We start from the raw sequence: 26566 nt of genomic DNA, 5'->3' as shown, positions 1-26566 counted from the left end.
GCCGGGGGCGTCGGCACCGGGGCCTGCTGTTGGGTCGGCAACAGCGGCATGAACTTCCCCGGGGCGGCATTCTGGTGCCCCAGCACCGGCTGGGAAGCCGCGGTCGGCCGAACGGTCACCGCGACGGCGACAGCCAGCGACGCCAGGCCGATCACCGCGAAGGCCACCACGGCGTTGCCGATCAGGACGGATCCCCGGCTGAGTTTCTCCGGGCCGGCCTCGGCTTCCTCGTCGTCGACGAATTCGTCGCCGTACTCGTCTTCGAACGGAAGCAGCTCGTGCTCGTCGGTCATCGAGTACGCCAGCTGCTGTTCCTCGCCACCGGCGGGGGTCGGAGCGGCCGGGGTGTACGCCGTCGCGTCGCTGCCGTAGGCCTGGGGCGAAATAGCGGCCGTCGCGTCCGCGCCATACGCCTGCGGCGACATCGCCGTCGCGTCGCCGTATGCCTGCGGCGACATCGCCGTCGCGTCGCCGTATGCCTGCGGCGACATGGCCGTCGCGTCCGCGCCGTACGCCAGCGGCGACATCGCCGTCGCGTCGCCAAACGCCTGACCGGACAATGCCGCCGCGGGCAGAGCCGACATCGCCGCGCCACGCGCTATCGCGAACGTGGGATCCTCGGGCACCGACACCCGCATCGTCGACGCGTCCCGCAGCTGGTCAGCAACCTGCGAGGTGAGCTCGGAAGACGAACCCACCAGGTAGACGTCGCGCACTCCACCAGCCTGGTCACCGAGCCTCGCCATCATCGTGTCCAAGGCGCCGGTCGCGTCGCCTCCGGCAAACGGCCCGGCGGCCAGCACCGTCGGCGGTGAGTCCGGGTCTTCGACCGTCGCCGCGGGCGCCAACAGCGTCGCCGCCTCGTCGCCGACCACCAGCACCGCTGAGCCCTGCGGCCCGGCGGCGCGCATCAAGGCCGTCGCGGCCTGCTGCTCCCCCAGGACCACGACGTTATGCACGCCCGAGTGCTCCAGCGCTTGGCGCAGCTGGTCCGACTTCGGACCGTCCGACCAGCACAAACGGGTAGCTACCAGCCGGTGATGCTCGTCGGCCAACAACCGGTTGGTGCCGACGACGGTCTCGGTCAGCCTCTCGATCGGGTGGTCATCCAGGTCGACGACCGATTGGTCGATGACGTCGCCACCACCGCCGCCCGACCCGACAAGAGCCAAGCGGGCAACGCGGTCTGCGACCGCCACCCCCAAAACGACGTCCATCGCGGCTCTCCTTCGCCTGGCCACCCCGCAACCAGCAATGTCCCAGCATCATTACACTGCGATACCGTCGGCAGTATCCAACATCCGGATTAGATTCGCCTATGAACGCAGCGTAACCAGGTTGCCACAGCCTTACGGCACACTGGGACGGTCACCGCAGAGCAACCTTTGCGGATTTCCTGTTCGCAGCCCCTGCCGCGCCGTCCGAACGGAGAATATGGTCTCAAGAGAGCATTCGCTCCAAGTGTGCTCGGCGCCGACAACAACCATCCTTGATCACCGGGGGGCCTTGTGAGCCAGAGCAGCTACGACGCGCCTACCGGCCCGATCCGCGGAGGGGCTCCGGCCCCGCCCGGGCAAGTGGCCGGCCCGGCCGCGGAGCCGGCACGGCGGCGCAACGTCACCCGCGACCTGATCGCTGCCGCGTTGCTGGTCGTTGCGCCGTTCCTGCCCTGGAACCTGTACTTCGGCGTCGGAGTCCCCGACAGCAAGACCGTCCTGTTTGCGGTTCTGGCGGCGGTGACGGTGCTTTCTCTCATCGCGATCGCAGCTCCGCCGGGGAGGCTGCGGCTCCTGCTGAACGTCCCCTACTGGCTGCTGGTCCTCGGTTTCATCGGATACGACGTGTACGAGACGATCCGTTCCGGCGGCAGCGTGCACGTGCCGGGCGGCGTCGGGCCGGGGGCGTGGCTGGGAATCGCCGGCTCGGTATTGAGCGCGCAACCGCTGATCACCGGCGTGGCCGCCGCTGAAGAGACGCCTGACGGGTGGTCGCGGGCCGCCCGGGTCATCGGCTACGTGTCGATGATCGGTGCCACGCTCAGCTCGGCGTTCAACCTGTTCTGGCGGGTGCGGTTCGCACTGCACGACACGACCGGCACCGGCTTCGGCAAGCAGAACATCGTGGTGATCGTCACGGCGACGGTGTACGGCCTGGTGGCGTGGATCGCGGTTTTGATCGCCTCCAGGTGGCTGGTCAAGCGCGGCAAGGCAGCGCATCTCGCCGTGGTCGCGCTCGGGGCGTCGGCCCTGGTGGCCGGGCCGCTGGTGTGGTTCCTGCCCATCGGTCGTGACATCGACTCCTTCCACGGCATAGCTCAGAACACCTCGACGGCCGGGGTGGGCTACGAGGGATATCTCGCGTGGGCCATCGGCGCCGCGATATTCGCGCCGCGGGTGTTACCCGGTTATCGTCGCGGCGGCCCGGACGACGCCGTCCCCTGGCGGAACGCGGCACGCATGGGCTGCACGCTGATCATCGTGTGGTGCCTGGGGTCTGCGCTGATGCGGATCACCGACTTCACCGGCGCGGTGATTCTGAACTATCCCTACTCGCGCTACGACTCCATGACGCTGGCCGCATTCGACCTGGCCACCGCGGGCTTGGCGATCTGGCTTCGGATCAAACTGGCCACCACTTCGATACCGACCAGATTGACCACGTCACTGACCGGGCTGCTGGTCACGTTCGGCATCGCACGCGTCGTGCTGGGCGTCCTGCTGGCGCCGCGGTTCGTGGTGCCCCCCGGCGGCGGCGGTTGGAACAACCCGGTCTACGGCAACAACCTCGCGCATCAGATCACCAGCACCTTCGACGTGGCATTGTGCGGGCTGGCGCTGGGCATCCTGATCGCCGTCAGGATCAGCGGTCACCTCGCCGGCCGTCGGCGTCGGCGCCGGAGGCGCCGCGTCGCCGTTCCCGGGACCAGGCCGGCGGGTCAGGGAGCGGCTCCGCCGCCGTCGGCTGCGTCGACGACCCGTATCCCGGCCGGGGGTGCTGCTACCGGTGGGGAGCCGCAGCTGGCCGGTTCGGGCGCGCCACGCATCTTCCGGGGAGACGACTCCGCCACCCAGCAGATATCCCTGCGGCGGCCGACGCCCAAGATCTACCGCCCACCGCAGAGCTGAGGTTCAGCGCAGCGGCGCGAAGGCGAATTCGCGCAGGCCGTCGCGCGGATCGACAGCCGCGCGAAAACCCAGCGCCTCGGCCGCTCGGCTGGCGTCGGCCACGATGTGCCGCACGTCGCCGCTGCGGTGTTCGCCGCTGATCACCGGCTGCACCACGCCGCCGCGCGCATCACACAAGGCGGAGGCGACCTGAAAGATGGAGACCGGACGGCCCGAACAGACGTTGAGGGCGGTGAACCCGTCCCGCTCGGCGCTGGCGCCGGCGGCCAGCAGATTGGCCGCGGCCACGTCGTCCACGTGGACGAAGTCGCGCATCTGCCTCCCGTCTTCGAAAATCCTTGGCGGCTGGCCCTTTTCGAGTGCCGAACGAAAGATCGCCGCCACCCCGGAGTACGGGGTGTCGCGTGGCATGCCCGGTCCGTAGACGTTGTGGTAGCGCAGCGCCAGCACCGAGCCGCCCGTCGACTCCGACCACGCCAGCGCGTAGTGCTCCTGCGCGGCCTTGCTGGCCGCGTACAGGCTGCGCGGCCGCAGCGGGGCATCCTCGTCGACGAGCCGCCACGCGACCGCCGACCCGCACACCGGGCAGCGGTGCTCGAAGATTCCGGCGTCGAGGTCGGCGCGCTGCCGTGGCAATGGATCGACCGGCCCATGTTCGGGGCATTCGTAGTTGCCCTGCCCGTACACCACCATCGACGAGGCCAGCACCAGCCGCCGCACTCCGGCCGCGAACATCTGCGCCAGCAGCACCGTGGTGGCGAAGTCGTTGTGGCCGCCGTAGGCGGGTGCGTCCGCGGCGTCAACGCCGGCCCCTACCATCGCGGCCTGGTGACACACCAGGTCCACCCCGGCCAACAGCGGCTTGAGCGCGCCGGCGTCGCGGATGTCGACCAGCCGGCATTCCGGCGGCAATACCGGGTGTGTTCCGTGCGCTGCCGGCAGCAGCGCGTCGACGGCGATCACCTCGTGTCCCGCCGCCCGCAAAGCCGCGTCCACCCGGGCGCCGATGAAACCGGCGGCACCGGTGAGCAACACCCTCACGGCAGCTCGATCGGCAGCGTGACACCGGTGTGCGCCAGGCAGTGCGTGCAGGCGCGCTCGACGTCGACCCGGCCGATGGCAGTCCGTACCAGCTTTTTGAACGGCTCCATGTTCTTCTGGAATTGGGCGAAGACGTCGACGGCTTTCACGCCCTCGCCGGCCGCCACACCGGCGTCCAGGTCGGTCACCAAAGCGATTGCCGCATAGCATATTTCGAGTTCCCGGGCCAGCACCGCCTCCGGGTAGCCGGTCATGTTCACCAGACTGAAGCCGGCGGAGGCGAACCACCGGCTTTCGGCCCGGGTAGAAAACCGCGGCCCCTGGATCACCACCATGGTGCCGCCGTCGAACACGCCGGGTAGCCCCGCGGCTGCCGCGCGCAGCGTCGGACAGTACGGATCGGCGAAGTCGACGTGGACGGCGCCGGAGTCGAAATAGGTGTCGGCGCGGCCGGTGGTCCGGTCGACCAGCTGGTCTGGCACCACGACGACGCCGGGACCCAGTTCGGGTTTCAGGCTGCCGACCGCGCACGGCGCGAACACCCGCCGCACGCCGAGCGCGCGCAGGGCCCACATGTTGGCCCGGTAGGGCACGGTGTGTGCCGAGTATTCGTGGTTAGCGCCATGCCGGGGCAGGAAGGCGACTTCGTGCTGGTCGATGAAGCCGATTGTGATGGGGCCGCTGGGCTTGCCGTAGGGCGTGTCCGGATACAGAGTGCGCTCGTCGGAGCCCAGGAAGGTGTAGAAACCGCTGCCGCCGATCACTCCGAGCATCCGCCCATTCTGGTGCATGGGGCACGATGCCTTACTTTGCCTTGGTGGCCACTTTCACTCAGTGGATATCCGGCGCCCGTCCGCGCACGCTGCCCAACGCGGTGGCGCCCGTCGTCGCGGGCACCGGCGCGGCGGCCTGGCTGCACTCCGCGGTGTGGTGGAAAGCGCTGCTGGCGCTGGTGGTCGCGGTGGCGCTGATCGTCGGGGTCAACTACGCCAACGACTACTCCGACGGCATCCGCGGCACCGACGACGACCGGGCCGGGCCGGTGCGGCTGGTGGGCTCGCGGCTGGCGACACCGCGGGCGGTGCTTTTCGCCGCGATCGCGGGCCTGACGGTCGGCGCGGTGGCCGGGCTGGCTCTGGCGCTGCTCACCTCGCCGTGGCTGATCGCGGTCGGCGCGGCGTGCATCGCGGGGGCGTGGCTGTACACCGGTGGATCCAGGCCGTACGGCTACGCGGGTTTCGGCGAACTCGCGGTGTTCGTGTTCTTCGGCCTGGTCGCGGTGCTGGGCACGCAGTACACGCAGGCGCTACGGGTGGACTGGGTGGGCTTGGTGCTCGCGACGGCGACGGGCGCGTTGTCGTCGTCGGTGCTGGTGGCCAACAATTTGCGGGACATCCCCACCGACGCGCAGTCCGGCAAGTTGACCCTGGCCGTGCGACTGGGAGATGCCCGCACGCGGGTGCTCTATCAAGCGCTCCTGGCGATCGCCGGGGTGCTGACGCTGGTCCTGATGCTCGCGACGCCGTGGTGCGCGGTCGGGCTGGTGGCCACGCCGCTGGCGTTGCGCGCCGCCGGCCCGGTGCGTTCCGGTCGCCGGGGCCGGGATTTGATTCCGGTGCTGCGCGACACCGGGCTGACGATGGTGGTGTGGGCGATCGCGGTCGCAGCGGCCCTGGCTTGGTGAGGCAGCCCGTCTGAGCGTGAACCTACGGCGTTGAGCGTGAACCTACGGCGTTGGTTGTGAACCTATGGCGTTGGGCGTGAATCTATGGCGTTGGGCGTGAATCTATGGCGTGAACCGGCGCGAATTTCCGCCCTGCCTTCATTGCCAACGCCCTGGTTTCACAGCCAAAGCCCTGGCTTCACTGCGAAAGCCGAGAAAACGAATGTCGCCGCGGGACAAACTCGCAGTCTCCGACGAAGCGCCCCGGCATTGGCCTTTCGGGGGGCTTCTGCGTCTGCCCGGCCAGCAATGTCTACAGTCAGATAACAGCAACTGAGGACGGGCATGACGGAGATCGCCACCAGCAGCGGCGCGAAAAGCATCGGGATGCTCAGTGTCGGGGCGTACCGACCGGAGCGGGTGGTCACCAACGAGGAGATCTGCCAGAACATCGACTCGTCCGACGAATGGATCTACACCCGCACCGGGATCAAGACCCGGCGCTTCGCCGCCGACGACGAATCCGCCGCTTCCATGGCGGCTGAGGCCTGTCGACGGGCGCTGTCCAACGCCGCGCTGGCCGCCACCGACATCGACGGCGTGATCGTCACCACGAACACCCATTTCCTGCAGACCCCGCCGGCGGCCCCGATGGTGGCAGCGGCGCTGGGCGCCAAGGACATTCTGGGGTTCGACCTGTCCGCCGGGTGCGCCGGCTTCGGATACGCGCTGGGCGTCGCGGCGGACATGATCCGTGGCGGCGGTGCCGCCAAGATGCTGGTCGTGGGCACCGAAAAACTGTCGCCGACGATCGACATGTACGACCGCGGCAACTGCTTCATCTTCGCCGACGGCGCGGCAGCGGTGGTGGTCGGCGAAACACCGTTCCAGGGCATCGGACCCACCGTCGCCGGCAGCGACGGCGAACAGGCGAACGCCATCCGCCAAGACATCGACTGGATCACGTTCGCGCAAAACCCAAGCGGCCCACGCCCATTCGTGCGGCTGGAAGGTCCTGCGGTGTTCCGTTGGGCGGCGTTCCAGATGGGCGATGTCGGACGCAAAGCGCTGGACGCGGCAGGGGTCGGACCCGATCAGATAGACGTGTTCGTGCCTCATCAAGCCAACAGCCGAATCAACGAACTGCTGGTCAAGAACCTGCGGTTGCGGCCGGACGTGATCGTCGCCAACGACATCGAGCAGGCCGGAAACACCTCGGCGGCTTCCATTCCGTTGGCCATCGCCGAACTGATGGCGACGGGGGCGGCCAAGCCAAACGATCTGGCCCTGCTGATCGGCTATGGCGCGGGCCTGAGCTATGCCGCGCAGGTGGTCCGGATGCCGCTGCACAGCGACGCGTAGATCACTCCTGTCCGGGTTCCCGGTCGGGCTCTTCGCCGGACTCCTCGTCGGGCGGCGCCTCACCGCGCAGCCGGGCCCGTAATTCTTCCCGCTCGGCGCGCCGGCGCTCGCCGGCAATCGCCAGCGCCGCTGTCGCGCGCCGGCGCAGCGGACTGAACACCCAGATGCCCAACGGCATCGCGATGATCAACGCGAACAACGCCGCAACGGCGATCGGAAACTCGGTCACACCCAGCAGCCGCGCCGCCCCGTAGATCGCCGCACCGACCACCACGACCAGGAGCAGCCGGGCCGTCGCATACAGCAGAACGTCAACAACGACGTGTTCGCTCCCGGCCTCTCCAGTGGCCCCAGTGGCATTGCCGCTCGGCCTTTTTGACACAGCCTGAGCCTACGGCGCGGGTATATTCGCTCGAAGGAGGTGTCGAGTTGCTCTACCTGTTCCTGGTCCTGGTTCTGGGGACGCTGATCTACTTCGGCTGGCGAGCGGCGCGGGCGCAGGCCAACCGGCCCAAGAGTCGCGTCATCGGGCCGGACGACGATCCCGACTTCTTGTGGCGGTTGAGCCACGGGGACAATAACCCGCTCTAAAAACCCGCGTTAAGCGAAACCGGGGTTGGCCCGCTGATCACCGGGGAAACCGTCGGCGACCACGGCCGCCAGTTCGGTGAGCGCTTCGCGGGTCTGCCGCCGCAACCGGGACAGGTCGATCTCGGCGCCCTCCTCGAGGTGCGGGTCGAACGGCACCAGACGCACCGCGCGGCAACGTCGTGAGAAGTGGTCGACCACCTTTTGCATGTCGACATTCCCCGACCGGGGCCGCACCGCGTTGATCACCGCGACCGACGAGCGCACCAGGTCTTCGTGGCCGTGTGCGTCCAGCCAGTCCAGCGTCGCCGAGGCGCTGCGGGCACCGTCGATAGAGCCCGAGCTGACCACGATCAAGGCGTCGGACTTGGCCAGCACCGCCGACATGGCAGAGTGCAGCAGGCCGGTGCCACAGTCGGTGATCACCAGGCCGTAGAACCGCTCCAGAATGTCCAGGGTGCGGCTGTAGTCCTCGCCGCTGAACGCATCCGACACGGACGGATCGCTTTCGGACGCCAGCACTTCCAGTCCGCTCGGTCCGCGCGAGGTGTAACGGAAGACGTCGCTGTAGCGTTCGATGGTTCCCGCGTCGTGCAGCAGCTGCCGCACGGTTGCCGACGTCTCCAACGGGATCTTCTGGCTCAGCGTGCCGCGATCCGGATTGGCATCGACGGCCACCACACGGTCGCCGCGGATGGAGGCCAAGGTGGCGCCCAGCGTCGCGGCGATCGTCGTCTTGCCGACGCCACCCTTCAGCGACAGCACCGCGATGCGGTAGCACCCCCGCAACGGCCGGTTGATCTGGGCCACCAGGTCGTTGTGCCGTGCGGCGCGGGGGCTCTCCCCCACGTTGATGAGCCGTCCGGACAGCACGTAGAGCAGCCGGCGCCAGCCTTCCGTCGGGGGCGGTTTGATGGGCCGCAACAGCATGCCGGTGGACAGCTCCGGATACGGCGTATGCGGAACGGCTTCCGGGCGGAAGGGCGCATCCACGCTCGCGACGGGCGCCTCGGCCGGACCGGTGTAGTAGCCGCCGAATCCCGGTTCGATCGGCCGGACGCCAGTCGCCGGACTGGAGTCCCAGGGCGGCAACGGCGCGCGCGCGGTAGGTGGTACGACGCCGCGCGGGTCGACACCGGGGCGACGCGACTCGGTGCGGAACCCGGCGAAGGCTCGAGTGGGAGGTTCGCTGCCGGGGTGCGCTTCGGAGGGGGCTTCGCCGTGACGGGGCGGTTCGTTGGGGTAGGGCGGCAACTCCCTGGTCGGAGGATCCGCCGCGGGGCGGCCGCCTTGGCCCGTGGGCCCCCCCACGCCAGTCGCTTGATGCTCGGACACGTGCAGTTCCCCCTTTGGGCCGCTGCTTGGCCCCTCGGTTGCTTTTGGCCGGGTCGATGCTGACGGGCGGTCAGCCCACGCCCGCGTAGGAATGCAGGCCTACAGTCACCAGGTTAACGAAGAACAAGTTGAAGACCATCGCCACGAACCCCACGACGTTGATCCAGGCGGCCTTGCGGTCCCGCCATCCCGCCGTTGACCTGGCATGCAGATAGGCCGCGTAGACCACCCACGCAATGAACGAGACGGTCTCCTTGGGGTCCCACCCCCAGTACCGGCCCCACGCCTGCTCGGCCCAGATGGCACCGAATATCACCCCGAAACCGAACACCGGGAACGCGAAGATGGTGGTCCGATAGGCGACCCGGTCCAGCGTCTGCGGATCGGGGAACCGCTGCACCATCCGGGCCAGTGCGCCGTCGGTTCCGGGCTCTCCCAGCCGCGACGTCCGCAGCAGGAACAAGATGCTGGCGATGCCGGCGACCAGGAACACCCCCGACCCAAGGCTGACCACCGACACGTGAATGGGCAGCCAATAGGACTGCAGCGCGGGCATCACCGGCGCGGCATTGGCGTACAGCCAGCGTCCGGAAACGGTGAGCAGGATCAGCACCGGCACCAGCAGGAACACCCATAGCGGCCGATACTGCGGGCGGCGCAGCACGATCGCGCCGGCGACCAAACCGCTGAAGCACGTCAGGTTGATGAACTCGTACATATTGCCCCACGGCACCCGCATGGTCGCCGCACCGCGCAGCACGATGCAGGCAAACAGCAGCCCAATGCCCAGGTAGACCACGGCCAGCCCGGCCCGCCCGACGCGCTCGTCGAACGGCCGTTGCGGGTCGTCCAGCACCACGCCAGGGGTCGAGCTGTCGGCAGCTACGCCACCCGCGGCACCGGCCAGTACTCGCGCGCGGGAGTCGGTGCGGCGGGCGCCGACATACGCCAGTTCGAAGGCCAGCAGCAGCAGCGCTACCACCAGCGCCACCACCGCCGAGGTGAACGCCCAGTCGGAGTACCTGGACAGGCCGATGTCGACGTGCAGGGTATTCATTGAACCTTCACCTGAGAACTCCTTGTGGCGACCGCTTCGGTTTCGCCGTTGGTTTCGCTCAGCCCGGCCAACAACCGTTCGGTCAGCCGCTCGAACTCGTCGCCCCAGCCGGAATTGTCGGTGCGCGCCAGACCGCCCAGCTCGACGTTCACCGTACCGGCGGCCTCGTCGCCGGCGGGGGCAAGCCTCATCCACACCCGCCGGCGGCGCACCAGCAGCGACACCAGCAGTCCGGCCATCATCGTGATGGCGAAGACCAGCACCCAGGCCTGGCCTGGGTCGTGGGAGACCTGCAGGTTGACGAACGGCACCGCGCCGTCGAAGCGGACGGTGGTGCCGGCGCCGGGGCCCTGGTCGATGCGGACCTGCTGCCCGACCCGCAGGTTGACCCGCTTCTCCTTGGTCAGCCGGCCCTGCTCGATCAGTCTCGGGTCCAGCGTGAACAGCGATTGGGGCCGCCCGGTGTCCAGCCCGGTGTCGCCGCGGTAGATGTCGACGGCCACCGCCGGGTCGTTGAGCGCCGGGAACCGCGACGACAGCAGGGTGCCGTCGAGCTGCTCGGTGGGCGCCAGCAGGCCCTGTATGGCGATCTCGTGTTTGCGACGTTCATCGGCGTTGGGGTAGCTGCCGGCCGGCGGGTCGATCCGAGCCACGCCCGACGACAGCAGCGTCTGCGGGTTGTCGGGTCGCCACTGCACCGTTGACGAGCGGGTTTCGCCGTTCGGGAAGGTCACGGTGAAGGTAGGCGCATAGCCGTGGCCCTGCAGGTACACCCGGTCGCCGCCGATCCGCAGCGGATGGTTGACCTCCAGCCGGTAGGGCCGCCAGGTGTTCGCCGTCAGATCCTTACCGGCTTGATACGCGATGTCCGCGGCGAACGAAGTGGCCTGCCCGGACGGCAGGTAGTTGGCAACGAAGTCGTTCACCCGGATGCAGATCGGGTGCAGCGACGTGCCGTCAACGGTGTTGCCGGCGCGGAAGGAGTCGAACGCGGCCGGCGACGCCGAGCAGAAGCCGGGGCCGCCGTCGGCGATGACGATCACGTTGCCCTCGTAGCCGAACAGCTTGCCGACCGCCACCGCGACCAGCAGGCCCAGCAGTGAGAAGTGGAACAGTAGGTTGCCGAATTCGCGCAGATAGCCCTTCTCGGCGGACACCTCGACGGTCTGACCTTGGTGCCGGGTGGTCGTGCGCCAGCCGCGCAGCCGGCCGGCAATGGTGGCGGCCAGTTCGTCGGGCTCGCCGGCGGCCCGGGAGGTGGCGTGCTTGGGCAGCCGCGCCAAGTTCCGCGGCGCGGCCACCGGGGTGGCGCGCAGGCTGCGGGCCTGCTCGATCATCCGCGGGGTGAGGCAGCCGACCAGGGACACGAACAGCAGCGCGTAGATGGCGGTGAACCAGAAGCTGGAGAACACGTCGAAGGCCTGCAGCTCGTTGAGCCACGGGCCGATCACCGGATGGGCTCTCAGGTAGTCGTCGACCTTGCCGGCGTTGAGGCTGCGCTGCGGCAGCAGTGCACCGGGTATCGCACCCAGCGCCAGCAGGAACAGCAGCACGAGCGCGGTGCCCATCGACGTCAGCGCCCGCCAGAGGTTGCGGCTTTTCCCCGCGAGCAGACGCAGAATCGCACAAAACAGCCCGTTTTGGTGCGATTCTGCGTCTGCTCGCGCCACTACTGGGCCACTCAAATCGGCAACCTCACGTCGGAGACGAAGGCGTCGCGCAGCCAGGAGATGAAGTCGTTCCACACCCCGGTGACCAGCGCGGCACCGACCGCGATCAACAGCGCGCCGCCGAAGATCTGGATCGCCCTGGTGTGGCGGCGCAGCCAGCCCAGGCCCGCGACCGCCCCCGCGGAACCGAATGCCAGCAACACGAACGGGATGCCCAGCCCCAGGCAATACGCGATCACCAGCGCGATTCCGCGGGCCACTTGGGCGCCGGAGGCGCCCGGGGTGGCCGACGCGACGGTGATCACCCCGGTCAGCGTCGGCCCGAGGCACGGCGTCCAGCCGAGTGCGAACACCGCTCCTAGCAGCGGCGCTCCGGCGACCGTCGTCAGCTGCCGCGGGCTGAACCGGGCCGGGCGCTGCAACACCGGAATGAAGCCCACGAACACCAGCCCCATCACGATGGTCAGCACGCCGCCCACCCGCTGCAGCAGCACCTGATTGGTGATCAGCGTGGAGGTCATCCCCAGCACCGCGACGGTGCCCAGCACGAACACCGTGGTGAAGCCGGCGACGAACAGCGCCGCCGACCCGGTTACCCGCCACCGTGCCGCGGGCGGGGCTTTGACGACGCCTGCCGTCGCCTCCTCATCAGAGACCCCGACCACCGCGGCGAGATACGACAGATACCCCGGCACCAGCGGCACGACGCACGGCGAGGCAAACGACACCAGCCCGGCCAGCAAACACAGTCCCAGCGCCACAAGCAGTGGTCCGGCGGCGGCGAGGTGGGCGAACCCGGTCATGCTCCGGGGGCCCCCGAAGCTTCTGCCGCCAGTCGTTGCACGACGGGCTGCAGATCTTGGGCCAGCAGTTCGCGCAGAAATACCGCCGCGACCCGATGCTGGCGATCCAGCACCAGCGTGGAGGGGATGACGGTGGTGGGGTACTTGCCGCCGAACGCGATCAGGGTGCGCATCGGCGGGTCATAGATGGACGGGAACGTGACGTGACGGTCGTTGACGAAGTCCTGTGCAGCCTGGCGGCTGTTGTCGCGGACATCGATGCCCAGGAAGGACGCCCCAGAGCCGCGCGTGGCGTCATAGACCCGCTGCAGTTGGGTGACCTCGGCGCGGCACGGTCCGCACCACTGCCCCCACACGTTGATCACGACGACACGGCCGGCGAATTCGGCGTCGTCCAGCGAGACGGCACGCGCCGGATCCGCCAGGTCCGGGCCGGCAAGCGGTCCCGGACGCCCGCGGCTGGCCGGCGGGTCGTAGTAGATGTCGGTCTTGCCGCCGGGCGAGACGAATTCGAACGTGCCGCCCTGTGCGACCGCGTCACGTCCGGCGCAGCCCGTCAACAGCGCCACCAACCCGGCGACCGCCAGCCACCGCATGCTCACGGGCCCGCCGGTTGGGAGTACTCGACGTCGGCCAGCCGGTCGCCGTCGTAGACCAGCGTCGTCAACGATGCCAGGCCACATTGCCGGCGCCGCGGGTCGTGCCACAGCCGCTTGCCGGTGAGGTGTAGCCGCACCGTCCACACCGGCAGCTGGTGGCTGACGCACACCACCTCATGCCCCGCGCCACGGACGCGCGCCTTTTCCACCGCGGTCGTCATCCGGGCCGCGATCTCGGTGTACGGCTCGCCCCACGACGGTCTGAACGGGTTGCGCAGCTGCCACCACACCCGGGGGTCGCGCCAGGCGCCGTCACCGGGGCCCAGGCGGCGGCCCTCGAAGAAGTTGGCCGACTCGATCAGGTCCGGGTCGGTGTCCACCGGCAGGTCGTGGCGGGCGGCGATGGGTGCCGCGGTTTCCTGCGCCCGCTGCAGCGGGGAGGCGATCACCGCGACGACGTCGCGGTCGGCCAGGAAGTCGGCGACGGCGACCGCCTGGGCGCGGCCCTGCTCGGAGAGGTGGAATCCGGGCAACCGGCCGTAGAGGACGCCGGTGGGGTTGTGTACCTCGCCGTGGCGCACCACATGGACCCGGGTTTGCTCGCCCATCAGAGCTCCTTCGCAGCGGCGGCGGCCTGCGCCGCGGCGGGCAGGGCGTCGGCGATCCGCTCGAATGCGTTGTCGTCCAGAGCGGCCGAGACGAACCATGCCTCGAACGCGCTGCACGGCGGGTAGACGCCGGCATCCAGTAGCGCATGGAAAAACGGGGCATAACGCCACGTCTGGCTGGCCCGCGCGGAGGCGAAGTCGGAGACCGGCGTCTCGCCGAAGAAGACGCTGAGCATATTGCCGGACCGCGGAATCTGGTGCGGCACACCGGCATTCGTTAATGCCTCGGCCAGCAGCCCGGCCAGGCGGTCGGCATTGCGGTCCAGCGCGCGGTAGACGGCCTCGTCGGCGGCCCGCAGGGTCGCCAGCCCGGCGGCCATCGCTACCGGGTTCCCCGACAGCGTGCCGGCTTGATAGACCGGGCCCAGCGGAGCCAGTCGCTCCATCACGTCGGCCCGTCCGCCGAACGCGGCGGCCGGCAACCCGCCACTCATCACCTTGCCGAAGGTGAACAGGTCGGCGGCCACCGGATCGATTCCGTACCAACCACTTCGGCTGACCCGGAAGCCCGTCATCACCTCGTCGACGATCAGCAGCGCGCCGTGCTCACCGGTGATCTCTCGCAGTGCGGCGTTGTAGCCCGGCGCGGGCGGGACGACGCCCATGTTGCCCGGGCTGGCTTCGGTGATAACCGCGGCGATCTGGTCGCCGAACCGGGCGAACGTCTGCTTGACGGCGTCAATGTCGTTGTAGGGCAGGACAATTGTGTCGGCCGCGGCGGCTCCGGTGACCCCGGGCGAGGAGGGCAATCCAAGCGTGGCGACGCCCGAACCCGCGTCGGCGAGCAACGCGTCCACATGGCCGTGGTAGCAGCCGGAGAACTTGACGATCTTGGCCCGTCCGGTGAATCCGCGGGCCAGCCGGACCGCGCTCATGGTGGCCTCGGTCCCGGAATTCACCAGCCGGATCCGCTCGACGGGCGCCACCCGGCCGATGATCTCGGCCGCCAACTCGGTCTCGGCCGGCGTCGGCGCCCCGAACGACAGGCCACCGGAGGCAGCCTTGACGACGGCGTCGACGACGTCGGGGTGCGCGTGGCCGAGGATCATCGGACCCCACGAGCAGACCAGATCGACGTAGCGGTTGCCGTCGGCGTCGGTCAGCCAGCAGCCGTGCGCCTCGGTGATGAAGCGCGGGGTGCCACCCACCGCGGTGAAGGCCCGCACCGGGGAGTTGACCCCGCCGGGAATGACCCGGCAGGCGTCGTCGAACAGCTGCGCCGAGGAGCGCACGCTCGCGGTCGCCTGGTCGGTGCTACCCATGCCGACCAGTGTCTCAGCATCCTCGACCCACTCAACTACAGGGTGTAAGAGTTGCCTGATGGCACGCCAGTCGGCCGCCGCGGTCGCACACGCCAGGGTCGCCGCAGTCCGCGACGATCCGCGCGGTCGATTGGCCCTGATGCGGGAGCTCTACCAGGTCCCTGCCGACCTCGACCGGGGCCATCTGCCGTACCGGCAGGCAGCTTCGGCGTTCATGGGATGGCAGCTGCGACGCGGACTGCTCAACCCGACCGCAGACCCAAGGCCGGGCAGCCCGTGGTGGCGAGCCATGAACGAGCGCCTCGTGCGCGACGGCTGGGAAGCCCGCGCGCTGTCCTTCGCGCACCCCGGTACCCCCAGCTCACCGGCGGTTTCCGCAGCGCTGGAATTCATCCGCCGTCCGTCGGCGCGGCGGTGGTATCGCGCCCACAACATCAGCATCGTCAGCGCCTATCTCGAACATGAGGATCTGGCATCGCGGGAGTCTCGCGTCGAAAGATTCTTCATCAACCTGGTGCTGATGAGGGTCTTGTACGCCCACGCCCTGGTTGCCGCTCCCCGGCTGGCGCTAGGTCCGCTGGCCCTCGCCGGTCGGCCGCTCGGCGATCCACGATTGGGCATGACCGGCATTTTTCTGTCCCTGTCGCGAGTGCTTCCGGACCGCTACCCCCTGGGCGACGACCTCACGCTCTACCTGGAAAGCGAACACGGCCTGGCCCACGCCCTCGACGTGGGCGTCATCCAGCCGAGGCTGCAGAACCTCTACGACTGGTCCGCGCGCGAGCTGGGCGTTCCCGGGCTGCGAGGGTTGCTCTGCGGCGATACGCCCTGTTACGCATGGCCTCCGGACGACCAGCAGCCTTGGCACCCGCCGCCCACTCGGGGAGCGCGGCTGGCGCGCCGGTTGCTGCCAGTGACGCGCCGCACGAGTTGAACTCCGCGCGGCCTCACGAGTTGGATGGGTGGCATGCGATTTCCCGAACGACTCGCCCGGTTCAACCGGTACGTGACCAATCCCATTCAGCGGCTGTGGGCCGGCCGGCTACCCGGATACGCCATCATCGAGCACGTCGGAAGACGTTCCGGAAAGCCTTTCCGCACACCGGTGAATGCCTTCACCACCAGCGTCGACGGCAAGCCGGGGGTGGTGGTCCCGCTGGCCTACGGCCCCGACCGCGACTGGCTGAAGAACCTCAAGGCCACGGGCACCGGCAGGATGCGCCGCAACGGTAAGACCATCGGGATCACCAACCCGACGGTGGTCAGCAGGGACGCCGCGGCGGCGCACGTGACTCGCGGCCGCGCGATCTTCGCCAGGCTGCCGTGGGAGCAGGCGGTGCTGTTCACCAAGATCGAGTGATGCGGATCACCGCGATAGTGGAGCGCCCGGTCCGGCTCCACGGTGGACCACGCGGCGGTCCCGCCAATGCGCTGGTCAACTTCAGCGGCCACACCGTGTCGCTGGTGGCACTGATCGCCGACCGAGATGGAAAACGCGTGGCCGGGCTGGCTTTCGACTCGATCGGCCGCTTCGCCCAAAGCGGGATCCTGCGCGACCGGATGATCCCCCGCATCCTCGCCGCGCCCCCGGACACCCTGCTGGACGAGTCGGGACGGATCGATCCCGCACGGGTGGCGGCATGCGCACTCACCGACGAGAAACCCGGCGGCCACGGGGATCGGGCCGCGGCCGCCGCGGCCCTGGAACTGGCGTGCTGGGACCTCAACGCCAAGCTCGACGACGAACCCGCTCACGCGACCATCGCACGCCACTTCGGGCCCAAGCCGGCCGCGGCGATCGCGGTGTATGCGGCCGGCGGCTACTACTACCCCGACGACCGTGACACCAAGCGCCTCCGCGACGAGATGCGCAGCTACCTCGACCAGGGCTACGACGCGGTCAAGATGAAGATCGGCGGCGCGCCGCTGGACGACGACCTGGCCCGAATCGAGGCCGTAGTCGACGTGGTCGGTGACGGCGGGCGGGTCGCGGTCGACGCCAACGGGCGGTTCGACCGGCGGGCGGCCACGCGGTGGGCGGCCGCACTGGCCCCCTACGGCCTGCGCTGGTACGAAGAACCCGGCGACCCACTGGATTTCGAGCTGAACCAGGCGGTGACGGCCTGCTACGAGGGCCCGGTCGCCACCGGTGAAAATCTCTTCTCGGTGCCCGATGTGACGAACCTGGTTCGATACGGGGGTATGCGGCCGGGGCGCGACATCTTCCAGATGGATGCGGGGCTGAGCTACGGGTTGACCGAGTACGCGCGGATGCTCGAGGTGCTCGAGGTCCATGGCTTCGATCGGCGGTACGCCTTCCCGCATGGCGGCCATCTGATCAACTTGCACATCGCGATCGGACTGGGCCTCGGTGGCTGCGAGTCATATCCCGGCGTGTTCGCGCCCTTCGGCGGCTACTCCGACGGCTGCGCACTGGCCGGGGGCCTGATCGCGCCGACGGACGCGCCCGGCTTCGGACTGGAGCAAAAGGCCGGATTGGCCGAGCTGATCACCGAGTTGACGGCTTAGGAGAGTGCGATGAAGATTGCGGTAATCGGCTGTGGTGCAATGGGTTCCATCTATGCGGCCCGGCTCGCCGCCGCGGGCCACGACGTGCTGGCAATCGACAGTCACCAGCCCAGCATCGAGCAGATTGCCCGCGCCGGGCTGCGGGTCACCGGCCCCGGCTACGACCGGACGGTGCAGCTGCGCGCAGCCACCACCGCGCCAGCCGAGACCATGGACCTGATCGTGCTCGCCGTCAAGGCAGCCAACGTGGAAGACGGTGCACAGCAAGCACTTCCAATGCTTGGTCCGGACACGCCGGTGCTTACCATCCAGAACGGTCTCGGTTCGGCGGAGATCGTCGCCGGCATCGTCGGCGATCAGCGGGTGGCCGTCGGGATCGCAAGCGGGTTCGGCGCCTCACGCGTCGCGCCCGGGCATGTTCACCACAATGCCATGCGCGCAATGCGTTTCGGCTCCTACTCGTCGTTGCCCCACCCCACCGTCGAGTCGATCGCCCGGACGTGGACGCAGGCCGGATTCGACGCCGCCGCAGTCACCGACATCGCGCCCATGCAGTGGGAGAAGCTGATCTGCAATGTCGCCTACAGCGCGCCGTGCGCGCTGACCGGGATGACCGTCGGCCAGGTGATGGACGATCCGGAAATGGGCGCGGTCAGCCGGGCGGCGGCGACAGAGGCCTGGACCGTCGCGCAGGCGTCCGCCATCGCGATCTCGGTCACCGACCCCGTCGCCCATGTCCGTGACTTCGGGGCCGGAATGCCCGACGCGAAGCCGTCGGCGCTGCTGGACCACGAGGCGCGCCGAGTCAGCGAGATCGACGTCATCAACGGCGCCGTCCCGCGCCAGGGCGCGCGCGTCGGTGTCGAGGCGCCGGTGAACGCGACGCTGACCGCCTTGGTCAAGGCGATCGAACGGCAGTGGCGGGTTCACGTCGGCCCCGCCACCGTTTGACGGCGAAGTACACCGCGAGCACCACCGCCCAGGACAGCAGGCTGAGCCATAGCTGACTGCGGGCGGTGTGGTCGAACGCCATCTGCACCAGCACGGCCAAGATTCCTACCAGAGTCACGATCGACAGCACCGGGAATAACCACATCTTCACCCGGAGCTTTTCTTCAGGTGTCTTGCGCCGCAACACAATTTGCGACAGCGCGATCAGCAGGTAGACGTACAGGATGATGGCACCGGAAGAGTTGAGCAGGAAGAGAAAGACGGTGTCCGGCGCCAGCCAGGCCATGAGCACGCACAGGAAGCCCACCACCGACGAGCACACGATCGCGATGTGCGGAACCCCGCGTGAGCTGATCTTGACCAGCGCAGAAGGCGCTTCATCGCGTTCGGCGAGCACGAACAGCATGCGCGATGCGGTGTACAGACCCGAGTTCAGACAGGACAGCACGGCGGTCAGCACCACCGCGTTCATGAGCTGATCCGCTCCGGGAATGCCGATGTGCTTGAGGGCGGCAACATACGGCGATGCGCCCAATTCCACCGAATCCCACGGTAATAACACCACGATCAGAAAGACCGAACCGACGAAGAAGATCGTGATGCGAGCGACGACGGAGTTGGTGGCTCGCCGCACGGCACGCTCGGGATCGCGGCTTTCTGCGGCGGCGATGGTCACCACCTCGGCCCCGACCATCGAGAAGATCACCACCACGATCGCGGCAAAGACGGCCCACACGCCTTTCGGGAACAACCCGCCGTGGGATACCAGGTTGGAGAAGTCCAGGTGCCGGTGCGGCCACAAGCCAAGGACGAACACCGTTCCGAGGCCGAGGAACACGACGATGGTCGCGACTTTGATACCGGCAAACCAGAATTCGAACTCGCCGAACGACGACACCGAGAACAGGTTGGTCGCGGTCATCAGCAGCATCAGACACAGCGAGGACAGCCACAGCGGCGCGGGCAGCCAGTAGTTGAGCACCTTGCCGCCGGCGACAGCCTCGAAGCCGACGACGATCACCCAGAAGTACCAATACAGCCAGCCGACCGAGAACCCCGCCCAGCCGCCGAGGGCCTGCCCCGCATAATCGGCGAACGAGCCGGTCGACGGGTTGGCACTGGCCATCTCGCCCAGCATCCGCATCACCAGGATGATCAGCAGACCGCAGATCGCGTACGTCAGAAACGCCGCCGGCCCGGTATCGCGGATCACCACACCGGACCCGACGAACAATCCCGCGCCGATCACACCGCCGATCGCGATCATGTTGAGCTGTCGTTGCGACAGCCCTGGGCGTAGCTGCGTTTCGCTGCCCAAGCCGTCACCTCCCCTGCGCGACGCTGCGCCGCCCAGGGGGCCAAGCATGTCAGTCCAGGCGGGTCGCCACCACCGACCACACCGGAATGTGCACCAGGTAGTCCTCGAGCAGCGGGTAGAGCACCTCCAGCTGGTGCTGCAGCGGTTGCATCTTCGCCAATGCCTGTCGCTGGTGGGAACCGACCGTCGCCGTCATGGCGGCGAAGGTCTCAGGTCCGAAGCGGGCCTGATAGGTGCTGGGCCCCAGGTAGTCCACGCGCCAACCGCCCGCCCCGAGGACTCGCTCGAAGTTGTCGGCCGGGATGCCCACCCATTGAATGCCGTTCACGTTGTGCGGGCTGAATTCGAACATGAACAGCCGCGCGCCGGGTTTGGTGGCGCGATGCAGTGCCTGTGCGTACCGAGTTTGCACGGCCTCGTCGTCCATCAAAACGTGATAGAAGGCGCTGTCCACCACGGTGTCGAAGCGGTCCTCGAATCCGTCCAGTTTGGTCGCGTCGGCCACCTGGAAGTCGACCTGCACCCCGGCCCGCTCGGCGTTGCGCTTGGCCCGCGCGATCGCAGTGGGCGAGCCGTCCACGCCGGTCGCCGAATAACCTTGCGACGCATAGTGAATCGCGTGATAGCCGGGACCAGTCCCGGGATCCAGCACCTCGCCTCGAATAGCACCGACGGCCACCAGCTGCTGCACCACCGGCTGCGGCCCGCCGATGTCCCACGGGATCAGCCCCTCCGTCTTCTCCGCTTCGCCGTACAACGGTTCGAAACCTGCAACGCCCACGTCACCAGCCATGGCCCACTCGCTTCCTCGCGTTAGTTTAAGAACGATATCGTTCACTATACAAACCCGCATAAAGAAAACGCAACCGTCTCTTAAGACGGTGATGAGCCAAACCCACGGCCCGCGCCGAACGTGTTCTGACGGCGAGAATTTCGCTGATTTCTCGCCCTGAGAACACGCTGGGCGCGTGGGCGCACGCTCTTCGAACAATGTCACCGCGATATCACAAAGCCCTTCCAATTGCGGCGTGGCAGTAGCGCTGTACCCCGGTCGGCGCGGCATTATGACCCTCGTGCCTGACCTGAACCGCCGTGCGGTGCTGCGTATGGGCGCCGGCGCCGGCGCGGGAGCGGTCGGCGTGTGGACTTTGGGCGCCCTGCTGGATCCGCTCGAACCACGTGCGGCGCCTTCTCCGTTGGCGCCCGCACCCTTCGAGCCCGCGACGGCGGGCAGCAACACCCAGTCGAACAGGCTCACCGGCTCGTTCGTCTCGCAGGCGCGCGGCGGCGTCGAGACCAACTGGATCATCGTCCTGCCCCCCGGCCACCACAGCGGTCTGAAGGGCTCGAAGCTGCGTCCGGTGATCGCACTGCACGGCAAGGACGGCAACGCCGGCCAGATGCTCGAGATCGGCGTCGAGGACGCCTTGGCTCAACTGGTCGACGGGGGCAAGCCGCCGTTCGCCGTGGTGGGCGTCGACGGCGGAAACACCTACTGGCACAAAAGGACTTCGGGCGGCGACTCCGGCGCCATGGTGCTCGACGAGCTGCTGCCGATGCTGTCCACGATGGGCATGGACACCTCCCGGGTGGCGTTCATGGGCTGGTCGATGGGCGGATACGGGGCGCTGCTCCTGGGTTCCCGGCTGGGACCCGCCCGGACGGCGGGGATCTGCGCAATCAGCCCGGCGCTGTACACCTCGTTCGCCGCCAGCGCACCCGGAGCGTTCGACAGCCACGACGACTGGGCGCAGAACGGCGTGACGGGTCTTCCGGCGCTGAATTCGATTCCGCTGCGGGTGGACTGCGGCACCTTCGACCGCTTCTACCCGGCCACGCGTGCCTTCGTCAACCAACTGAAAAAGCCGCCGGCGGGCAGTTTTTCGATGGGCGGACACGATGTGGACTACTGGCGCGGACAGTTGCCCGCCGAGCTGACCTGGATGGCGACATAAGGCCAAGGCGATGACGGTCCAACAGGCAGCAACCCCCCGGCGGCCCCGCACAGCGGAGTCCCGGGAACGCGGCGCATTCCGTCCGGACATCGAAGGCTTGCGCGCCGTCGCCGTGGTGGCCGTCGTCCTGTACCACGCGGGCATTCCCGGCGTACCCGGCGGCTACATCGGCGTCGACGTCTTCTTCGTTATCTCAGGCTTCCTGATCACCGGGCTGCTCTGGCGTGAGGTGATTAGCACCGACACCGTGCGGCTCGGCCGCTTCTACGCCGCGCGGGCCCGCCGCCTGCTACCCGCCGCGGCCATGGTCGGCGTCGCCACGGCGATCGCTGCCGCCGCCGTGCTGCCGCCGTTGCAGGCACGCAGCGTCTTGTTGGACGGCATCGCCAGCGCCCTGTATGTCGGCAACTACCGGTTCGCCGCACAGGGGAGCGATTACCTGGGCTCGGGCCTACCGTCGCCGTTCCTGCACTATTGGTCGCTGGGCGTGGAGGAACAGTTCTACCTGGTGTGGCCGGCGCTGATCATCGGTACCGCCTGGCTGGTGCGGCGGTTCGGCCACGGCAAGCCGGCGCCTTTTGCCGTCGTGCTCGGTCTCCTCGGCGCCGCGTCCCTGACGGCTGCCGTGCTGTGTACCCGCACCGCGCCGGCCTGGGCGTTCTTCTCCCTGCCCACCCGCGCCTGGGAGCTGGCCGCGGGCGGCCTGGTGGCCCTCTCGATCCGGCAGTGGCGCCGGCTGCCGCTGCTGTCCGGCGCAGTCATCGGCTGGGGCGGCGTGACCCTGATCCTGTTGACCTGCACCCAGTTCGGCCCGAACACACCGTTTCCAGGTATGGCGGCGCTGCTGCCGGCGCTGGGCACCGCCCTGGTCATCGGCGGCGGTTGTGTCACTGGCGGTATGGGCGTCGGCCGCCTGCTGTGCAAACCGGCGATGCGGGCGGTCGGACGGGTGTCGTACTCCTGGTACCTGTGGCACTGGCCGGTGCTGCTGCTGATGCCGCCGCTGCTGGGTACGCCGGCCAACCTGCCGGTCAGGCTGACCGCGATCGTCATCTCCGCCGGGCTGGCGGTGCTCACCATGCATCTGGTGGAGAACCCCGGCCGCTACGCCGCTGCCCTGCGCCGGTCGGCCCAGGCGAGCCTGGCGGTGGCGGCAGCGGCCAGCGCGACCGCGGCCTGCGCCTGCCTGCTGCTGTTGACGGCGGTTCCGGTGCCGGTGGGACGCGGACCGGCGGCCGCGGCGGCCAGCATCACCGCACTTGCCCCGACGGCCGATCCGCATGCCACCGCGCCGGTCAGCGCGCAGGAGGCAGCTGTCCGGGACGCCTTCGCACAAGCGCGCCAAGCGCTGTCGGCGGCGGCCGGGTTGCGAGCCGTCCCGTCGAACCTGGACCCGACGCTGGACCGCGCGCCGGCCGACAAGGCCGCCGTATTCGTTAACGGCTGCCTGCGTTCGTGGCGTGACGTCGGACAAGGCGAATGCGCGACGGGTGACACCGCCTCGCCGGCCACGGTGGCACTGGTCGGCGACTCGCACGCAGCCATGTGGAACCCGGCCCTGCAGCAGCTCGCCGAACAGCGGCACTGGCGGCTGGAGACGCTGGCCAAGGTGACCTGCCCGCTGCAGAACCTGCACATCGTCAGCCCCTACCTGGGCCGCGAGTACACGGAATGCGAACAGTGGCGCGGCGAGATCATGGCCCGATTGACCGCCGAACATCCGCGACTGGTGGTGCTGAGCATGAGCCGGCGCTACCACGCGGATTTCGGCTTCGCGGCCTACGACCCGGCCTGGATCGACAGCTTGAACCACACGGTGGCCGAACTGCGCGGCATGGGCGCCACCGTTCTGGTGCTCGGCCCGGTCGCCGACCCGCAGGGATCCGTACCCACCTGCCTGTCCGCCCACCTCGACGACGCCACCGCGTGCGCGCCGGCGCGCTCGGCCGCCGTCAACGGCGACGGGATCGCCGCGGAGCGGACGGCGACGACCACCGCCGGCGGGCACTACGCGGACCTGACCGATCTGTTCTGCACTCCCGACCGCTGCCCGGTGATCGTCGGCAACACCCTGGTGTTCCGCGACGACAACCACGTCACAACTCAATACGCGCAATTACTGGCACCTGTTATCGGCGCGCTGGCCGACCGGGCCGTGAGAGACGGGTGAACCTCATGGCGAAGTCACGCGTCCTAGGAAATGAAAGGTTTGTTGGAGGTTTGAGATGACGCTCTTGCTGGTGTGTATTTCAGCGGCGGCGCCAATCGCCGGGATCGGCCTGGTCGAACTGCAGGCCCGGCTCGAGCGCTGGGACTACGAACGCCACGCCAACGACTGACTTATTGAACCCGAAAACGTTGTGCCGCTGATACTTAGAGCAAGCCGACCTGGGGGTGGGTTGCGGGCGTCGCCTAGTCATCGAGTCTGCGATGAGGGCTTCGATCCTGCGTCCAGCGCGCGACCTGGGGGCGAAACCACGCCTTAAGCGCAGTTTCGACGCCGCAATGGGCCCCGCTCACCTACGCAACTGGGCGTCGATGAGCGGTGCGATCTTGTCGGCCAGGTACTGGTGCCCCGCGTCGTTGGGATGCACGCCGTCGGGACCGATCAGGCCGGGCATGTCAACGAACCAGCGTTCGAAGATCGGGTCCGTCCAGGCCGCCCCGGCGTCGCGGGCCGCACTGAACAGCACGTCGCGGATCTGCAGGACGGCAACGGGTACGTCAGCGGTCGGCCACGGTGGCCCGATCACCAGGAACCTCGCGGACGGCGCAAAGCGGCGCGCCAGATCGAATGTGCTGCGGGCTCTTTCGCCCAGCACCCGGGGATCGACGCCCTGGTCGTTGCGGGAGCCGAAGAACACCACCAACGCGTCGCTGGGCTTGACCGCCCGGGCAGTCAGATCCTCGAAAACGCTGCCCTGGTCCCCCGGCACGCCATAGCCGGCCCGGCCCTCGGCTGCGACGTCGGCCGCGATCCGAACGCCCCGCTGCCCCAACATCCGCCAGGCACAGGCCGTCCACGACTTACGACCCTGGCCACCCTCGTCGGTGCCGGTGGTATAGGAGTCGCCGACGACTGCGACGTGGTTCAGCCTGAAATCGAGGCTCAGCGTCTGAAAGGCCCGCACCGGGTGTGCCGTGCAATCCAGGACCAGACCGGCCAGCACCGTCAAACCCATGACCAACGCCGTCAGACGGCTCATGACATCACCCGCGCGACCAGCCAACCGTCACACCGCGCGCGCCGGAACCGCTTCCAGCGCCTCGTTCGTCTCGGCGTCGAGCTCATCCAGCTCGGCGCTGTCCGGCTCTTCGGGCTCGACGACCGTCGGCGCGTCCGGGTTGTGACCCGCGGGCGTGGACGGGGCGTCGACCATCCTGCGCATCCATCGGCGGGCCGGCTCCTCGACCACGTGATACAGCAGGATCGAGAGCACGACCGCGATCGCGAGCAGGCCAAAGATGTTCCACCGCCACGGGTTGTCGGTCTGCCACGGCCGCAGCTGGAAGTTCACCACTGCCCACGTCCAGGAGGTGTGCACCAGCTCATGCACCATGTAGAGGCAGAACGAGATCTCGCCGCCGTAGACCATCACGCGCGTCGACAATAGCCTCGGCAGGCTGCCGACGCCGATCGCCAGCGTGATCACCAGCGGCACGAACAGCAGGTCGACCACCCCGCCGCTGTCGTAAACGCCGGTGATCGGATTCGCTTGCAGGAAGTAGAGGATCCCGACGATCGCCACCACCAGGACCAACGACAGGTACCCGGCGATGCGGCGGCCACGATCGGTGGGCCGCAATCGGCGCACCGCGGCACACGCCAGCGCACCCGCGGCGAACTGCGTCACGATTCGCGGCAACCAGCTCCACGGCGTGTAGAACACTCCGCTGGACAGCAGCAGCAGCACCGGAGGCAGCGATGCCGCGAAAGCCAGCAGCATCAGGCCCCGGGCCCTGGTTGCGTGCTGGATGCGGAATATCACCAGCACCAGCACGCCGAACAACAGGTAGGCCAGCCATTCCGCACTGATCGACCAGGCCGGACCGTCCCAGCTGGACAGATCGAAGAACGGCTGAAACCACAGCTGGACCAGCAGCACCTGACGCACGTAACTGATCGCGGTGAGCCGGCCGACGTCGGGTGACGGGGTGTGGCCGACGTGCAGGGTGAGGATGAACCACGCGGCGGCCAGGTGCAAGGTGACCAGGTAGACCGGCCACACCCGGGCCAGCCGCAGCCAAAGGAAATGCACGGTGCCGCGGAGCGACCACCGCCGGCCCATGCGGTCGAGGTAGTTGTAGGTCAGCACGAAGCCGCTGAGGATGAAGAAGAGGTCGACGCCCTGCGCGCCGCAGTTGAGCACCGGTGCCAGGTTCTCGCGGAGGTCGGGCGACACATCGGACACCATCGGCCGGAAGTGAAACAGCACCACCCACACCGAGGCGACGATGCGGAGTCCTGTCAGGGCCTTGATCTCGCCCTTGGTATCTCCGGTGCGCACGCTGTTCTTTCCGTCTGGACTCTGCTCGTCGGTTTGCTTTCTGGTCGGCTGACCGGGCGCCCCGCCGCGTCTCAGGGCCTGTAATAGGCCGAGCCAGGGCCCTGCCACGGCACATCGGGGGCAGATCGGGAC

At 68.5% G+C, this 26566-nt stretch carries 25 protein-coding genes; 10 read left to right on the top strand and 15 right to left on the bottom strand.

Going from position 1 to position 26566, the window contains the following annotated elements; genetic code table 11:
- The coding region (locus A5791_RS18400) for a hypothetical protein (RefSeq protein ID WP_067239897.1) at positions 1-1217 on the bottom strand (1217 nt) is incomplete at its 3' end.
- 327 nt (positions 1218-1544) lie between these two features.
- Between A5791_RS18400 and A5791_RS18395 the strand changes: the two genes are divergently transcribed.
- Positions 1545-3125 (top strand): hypothetical protein, encoded by a 1581-nt coding sequence (locus A5791_RS18395; RefSeq protein ID WP_231995952.1) that lies wholly within the window; start codon positions 1545-1547, stop codon positions 3123-3125.
- Between the two features lie 3 nt (positions 3126-3128).
- On the opposite strand, the gene A5791_RS18390 is transcribed toward A5791_RS18395, so the two are convergent.
- Together A5791_RS18390 and A5791_RS18385 are read right to left on the bottom strand one after the other, a co-directional pair.
- Entirely contained in the window at positions 3129-4166 is a 1038-nt protein-coding gene (locus tag A5791_RS18390) for an NAD(P)-dependent oxidoreductase (protein ID WP_067239891.1), read from the bottom strand.
- Positions 4163-4939, bottom strand: a complete 777-nt coding sequence (locus tag A5791_RS18385; RefSeq protein ID WP_231995949.1) for an S-methyl-5'-thioadenosine phosphorylase — start codon at positions 4937-4939, stop codon at positions 4163-4165. Before A5791_RS18385 ends, A5791_RS18390 begins: the two co-directional genes overlap by 4 nt.
- Before the next feature lie 44 nt (positions 4940-4983).
- On the opposite strand from A5791_RS18385, the gene A5791_RS18380 reads away from it, so the two are divergent.
- Both A5791_RS18380 and fabH read left to right on the top strand, forming a co-directional pair.
- Positions 4984-5850 carry a 1,4-dihydroxy-2-naphthoate polyprenyltransferase gene (locus A5791_RS18380; protein ID WP_067239886.1) on the top strand — a complete coding sequence of 289 codons (867 nt, stop codon included), beginning with the start codon at positions 4984-4986 and terminating at the stop codon, positions 5848-5850.
- Positions 5851-6174: 324 nt separating this feature from the next.
- On the top strand, positions 6175-7191 hold the full coding sequence (gene fabH / locus A5791_RS18375) for a beta-ketoacyl-ACP synthase III (RefSeq protein ID WP_067239883.1): 1017 nt from the start codon (positions 6175-6177) through the stop codon (positions 7189-7191).
- 1 nt (position 7192) lies between these two features.
- On the opposite strand, the gene A5791_RS18370 is transcribed toward fabH, so the two are convergent.
- Positions 7193-7498, bottom strand: coding sequence for a DUF4229 domain-containing protein (locus A5791_RS18370; RefSeq protein ID WP_231995951.1), 306 nt, complete (start codon positions 7496-7498; stop codon positions 7193-7195).
- A 122-nt stretch (positions 7499-7620) separates the two neighbouring features.
- Here A5791_RS18370 and A5791_RS26560 point away from each other — a divergent pair, with 122 nt between their 5' ends.
- Positions 7621-7782: a hypothetical protein gene (locus A5791_RS26560; RefSeq protein ID WP_156661476.1), complete on the top strand. Its 162-nt coding sequence runs from the start codon at positions 7621-7623 to the stop codon at positions 7780-7782.
- A gap of 9 nt (positions 7783-7791) precedes the next feature.
- On the opposite strand, the gene A5791_RS18365 is transcribed toward A5791_RS26560, so the two are convergent.
- From A5791_RS18365 to hemL, 7 genes are all read right to left on the bottom strand, one after another.
- Positions 7792-9120: a MinD/ParA family protein gene (locus A5791_RS18365; RefSeq protein WP_082967005.1), complete on the bottom strand. Its 1329-nt coding sequence runs from the start codon at positions 9118-9120 to the stop codon at positions 7792-7794.
- 64 nt (positions 9121-9184) lie between these two features.
- A complete protein-coding gene (gene ccsB, locus A5791_RS18360; RefSeq protein ID WP_067239875.1) occupies positions 9185-10171 on the bottom strand; it encodes a c-type cytochrome biogenesis protein CcsB in 987 nt (328 codons plus the stop codon).
- Complete coding sequence (locus A5791_RS18355) at positions 10168-11739, bottom strand: cytochrome c biogenesis protein ResB (protein ID WP_067239906.1); 1572 nt, start codon at positions 11737-11739, stop codon at positions 10168-10170. The genes ccsB and A5791_RS18355 overlap by 4 nt, the downstream gene beginning before the upstream one ends.
- Before the next feature lie 113 nt (positions 11740-11852).
- Positions 11853-12644: a cytochrome c biogenesis CcdA family protein gene (locus tag A5791_RS18350; protein ID WP_067239874.1), complete on the bottom strand. Its 792-nt coding sequence runs from the start codon at positions 12642-12644 to the stop codon at positions 11853-11855.
- Entirely contained in the window at positions 12641-13246 is a 606-nt protein-coding gene (locus tag A5791_RS18345; protein WP_231995948.1) for a TlpA disulfide reductase family protein, read from the bottom strand. Before A5791_RS18345 ends, A5791_RS18350 begins: the two co-directional genes overlap by 4 nt.
- Complete coding sequence (locus A5791_RS18340; RefSeq protein WP_067239869.1) at positions 13243-13851, bottom strand: histidine phosphatase family protein; 609 nt, start codon at positions 13849-13851, stop codon at positions 13243-13245. The genes A5791_RS18345 and A5791_RS18340 overlap by 4 nt, the downstream gene beginning before the upstream one ends.
- A complete protein-coding gene (hemL, locus tag A5791_RS18335; protein WP_067239867.1) occupies positions 13851-15173 on the bottom strand; it encodes a glutamate-1-semialdehyde 2,1-aminomutase in 1323 nt (440 codons plus the stop codon). Before hemL ends, A5791_RS18340 begins: the two co-directional genes overlap by 1 nt.
- A gap of 58 nt (positions 15174-15231) precedes the next feature.
- Between hemL and A5791_RS18330 the strand changes: the two genes are divergently transcribed.
- The 4 genes from A5791_RS18330 to A5791_RS18315 are packed head-to-tail and all read left to right on the top strand — an operon-like array spanning position 15232 to position 18653.
- Positions 15232-16107, top strand: a complete 876-nt coding sequence (locus A5791_RS18330; protein WP_067239865.1) for a hypothetical protein — start codon at positions 15232-15234, stop codon at positions 16105-16107.
- Between the two features lie 33 nt (positions 16108-16140).
- Positions 16141-16533, top strand: coding sequence for a nitroreductase family deazaflavin-dependent oxidoreductase (locus tag A5791_RS18325; RefSeq protein ID WP_067239905.1), 393 nt, complete (start codon positions 16141-16143; stop codon positions 16531-16533).
- A complete protein-coding gene (locus A5791_RS18320; protein WP_067239863.1) occupies positions 16533-17702 on the top strand; it encodes an enolase C-terminal domain-like protein in 1170 nt (389 codons plus the stop codon). Before A5791_RS18325 ends, A5791_RS18320 begins: the two co-directional genes overlap by 1 nt.
- Before the next feature lie 9 nt (positions 17703-17711).
- Complete coding sequence (locus A5791_RS18315) at positions 17712-18653, top strand: ketopantoate reductase family protein (protein WP_067239861.1); 942 nt, start codon at positions 17712-17714, stop codon at positions 18651-18653.
- Here the strand turns inward: A5791_RS18315 and A5791_RS18310 are convergent.
- Positions 18601-19971, bottom strand: a complete 1371-nt coding sequence (locus tag A5791_RS18310; protein WP_156661473.1) for an amino acid permease — start codon at positions 19969-19971, stop codon at positions 18601-18603. The genes A5791_RS18315 and A5791_RS18310 overlap by 53 nt on opposite strands.
- A 49-nt stretch (positions 19972-20020) precedes the next feature.
- Complete coding sequence (locus A5791_RS18305) at positions 20021-20764, bottom strand: class I SAM-dependent methyltransferase (RefSeq protein ID WP_156661470.1); 744 nt, start codon at positions 20762-20764, stop codon at positions 20021-20023.
- A 271-nt stretch (positions 20765-21035) separates the two neighbouring features.
- On the opposite strand from A5791_RS18305, the gene A5791_RS18300 reads away from it, so the two are divergent.
- Together A5791_RS18300 and A5791_RS18295 are read left to right on the top strand one after the other, a co-directional pair.
- A complete protein-coding gene (locus tag A5791_RS18300; protein ID WP_067239858.1) occupies positions 21036-21926 on the top strand; it encodes an esterase family protein in 891 nt (296 codons plus the stop codon).
- Positions 21927-21936: 10 nt separating this feature from the next.
- Entirely contained in the window at positions 21937-24096 is a 2160-nt protein-coding gene (locus A5791_RS18295; protein ID WP_067239855.1) for an acyltransferase family protein, read from the top strand.
- Positions 24097-24442: 346 nt separating this feature from the next.
- Here the strand turns inward: A5791_RS18295 and A5791_RS18290 are convergent, their stop codons facing one another.
- Both A5791_RS18290 and A5791_RS18285 read right to left on the bottom strand, forming a co-directional pair.
- Positions 24443-25132 (bottom strand): GDSL lipase, encoded by a 690-nt coding sequence (locus A5791_RS18290; protein ID WP_067239853.1) that lies wholly within the window; start codon positions 25130-25132, stop codon positions 24443-24445.
- Positions 25133-25159: 27 nt separating this feature from the next.
- Complete coding sequence (locus A5791_RS18285) at positions 25160-26434, bottom strand: acyltransferase (protein ID WP_067239850.1); 1275 nt, start codon at positions 26432-26434, stop codon at positions 25160-25162.
- Positions 26435-26566: the final 132 nt, after the last annotated feature.

The sequence above is a fragment of the Mycobacterium sp. 852002-51163_SCH5372311 genome, from assembly GCF_001667115.1.
In the GTDB taxonomy this organism is placed as follows: domain Bacteria; phylum Actinomycetota; class Actinomycetes; order Mycobacteriales; family Mycobacteriaceae; genus Mycobacterium.
Note: the sequence above shows the minus strand (reverse complement) of the source record. Positions and strands in the feature narration are given on the sequence as shown.

Bases quoted from the DNA above. Each gene is read 5' to 3' on its own strand.
- A5791_RS18300 (WP_067239858.1), top strand. From the start codon at position 21,036: ATGACCCTCGTGCCTGACCTGAACCGCCGTGCGGTGCTGCGTATGGGC.
- A5791_RS18355 (WP_067239906.1), bottom strand. From the start codon at position 11,739: ATGGGCACCGCGCTCGTGCTGCTGTTCCTGCTGGCGCTGGGTGCGATA.
- A5791_RS18340 (WP_067239869.1), bottom strand. From the start codon at position 13,851: ATGGGCGAGCAAACCCGGGTCCATGTGGTGCGCCACGGCGAGGTACAC.
- A5791_RS18325 (WP_067239905.1), top strand. From the start codon at position 16,141: ATGCGATTTCCCGAACGACTCGCCCGGTTCAACCGGTACGTGACCAAT.
- A5791_RS18290 (WP_067239853.1), bottom strand. From the start codon at position 25,132: ATGAGCCGTCTGACGGCGTTGGTCATGGGTTTGACGGTGCTGGCCGGT.
- A5791_RS18295 (WP_067239855.1), top strand. From the start codon at position 21,937: ATGACGGTCCAACAGGCAGCAACCCCCCGGCGGCCCCGCACAGCGGAG.
- A5791_RS18350 (WP_067239874.1), bottom strand. From the start codon at position 12,644: ATGACCGGGTTCGCCCACCTCGCCGCCGCCGGACCACTGCTTGTGGCG.
- A5791_RS18315 (WP_067239861.1), top strand. From the start codon at position 17,712: ATGAAGATTGCGGTAATCGGCTGTGGTGCAATGGGTTCCATCTATGCG.
- fabH (WP_067239883.1), top strand. From the start codon at position 6,175: ATGACGGAGATCGCCACCAGCAGCGGCGCGAAAAGCATCGGGATGCTC.
- A5791_RS18305 (WP_156661470.1), bottom strand. From the start codon at position 20,764: ATGGCTGGTGACGTGGGCGTTGCAGGTTTCGAACCGTTGTACGGCGAA.
- ccsB (WP_067239875.1), bottom strand. From the start codon at position 10,171: ATGAATACCCTGCACGTCGACATCGGCCTGTCCAGGTACTCCGACTGG.
- A5791_RS18320 (WP_067239863.1), top strand. From the start codon at position 16,533: ATGCGGATCACCGCGATAGTGGAGCGCCCGGTCCGGCTCCACGGTGGA.
- A5791_RS18330 (WP_067239865.1), top strand. From the start codon at position 15,232: ATGGCACGCCAGTCGGCCGCCGCGGTCGCACACGCCAGGGTCGCCGCA.
- hemL (WP_067239867.1), bottom strand. From the start codon at position 15,173: ATGGGTAGCACCGACCAGGCGACCGCGAGCGTGCGCTCCTCGGCGCAG.
- A5791_RS18385 (WP_231995949.1), bottom strand. From the start codon at position 4,939: ATGCTCGGAGTGATCGGCGGCAGCGGTTTCTACACCTTCCTGGGCTCC.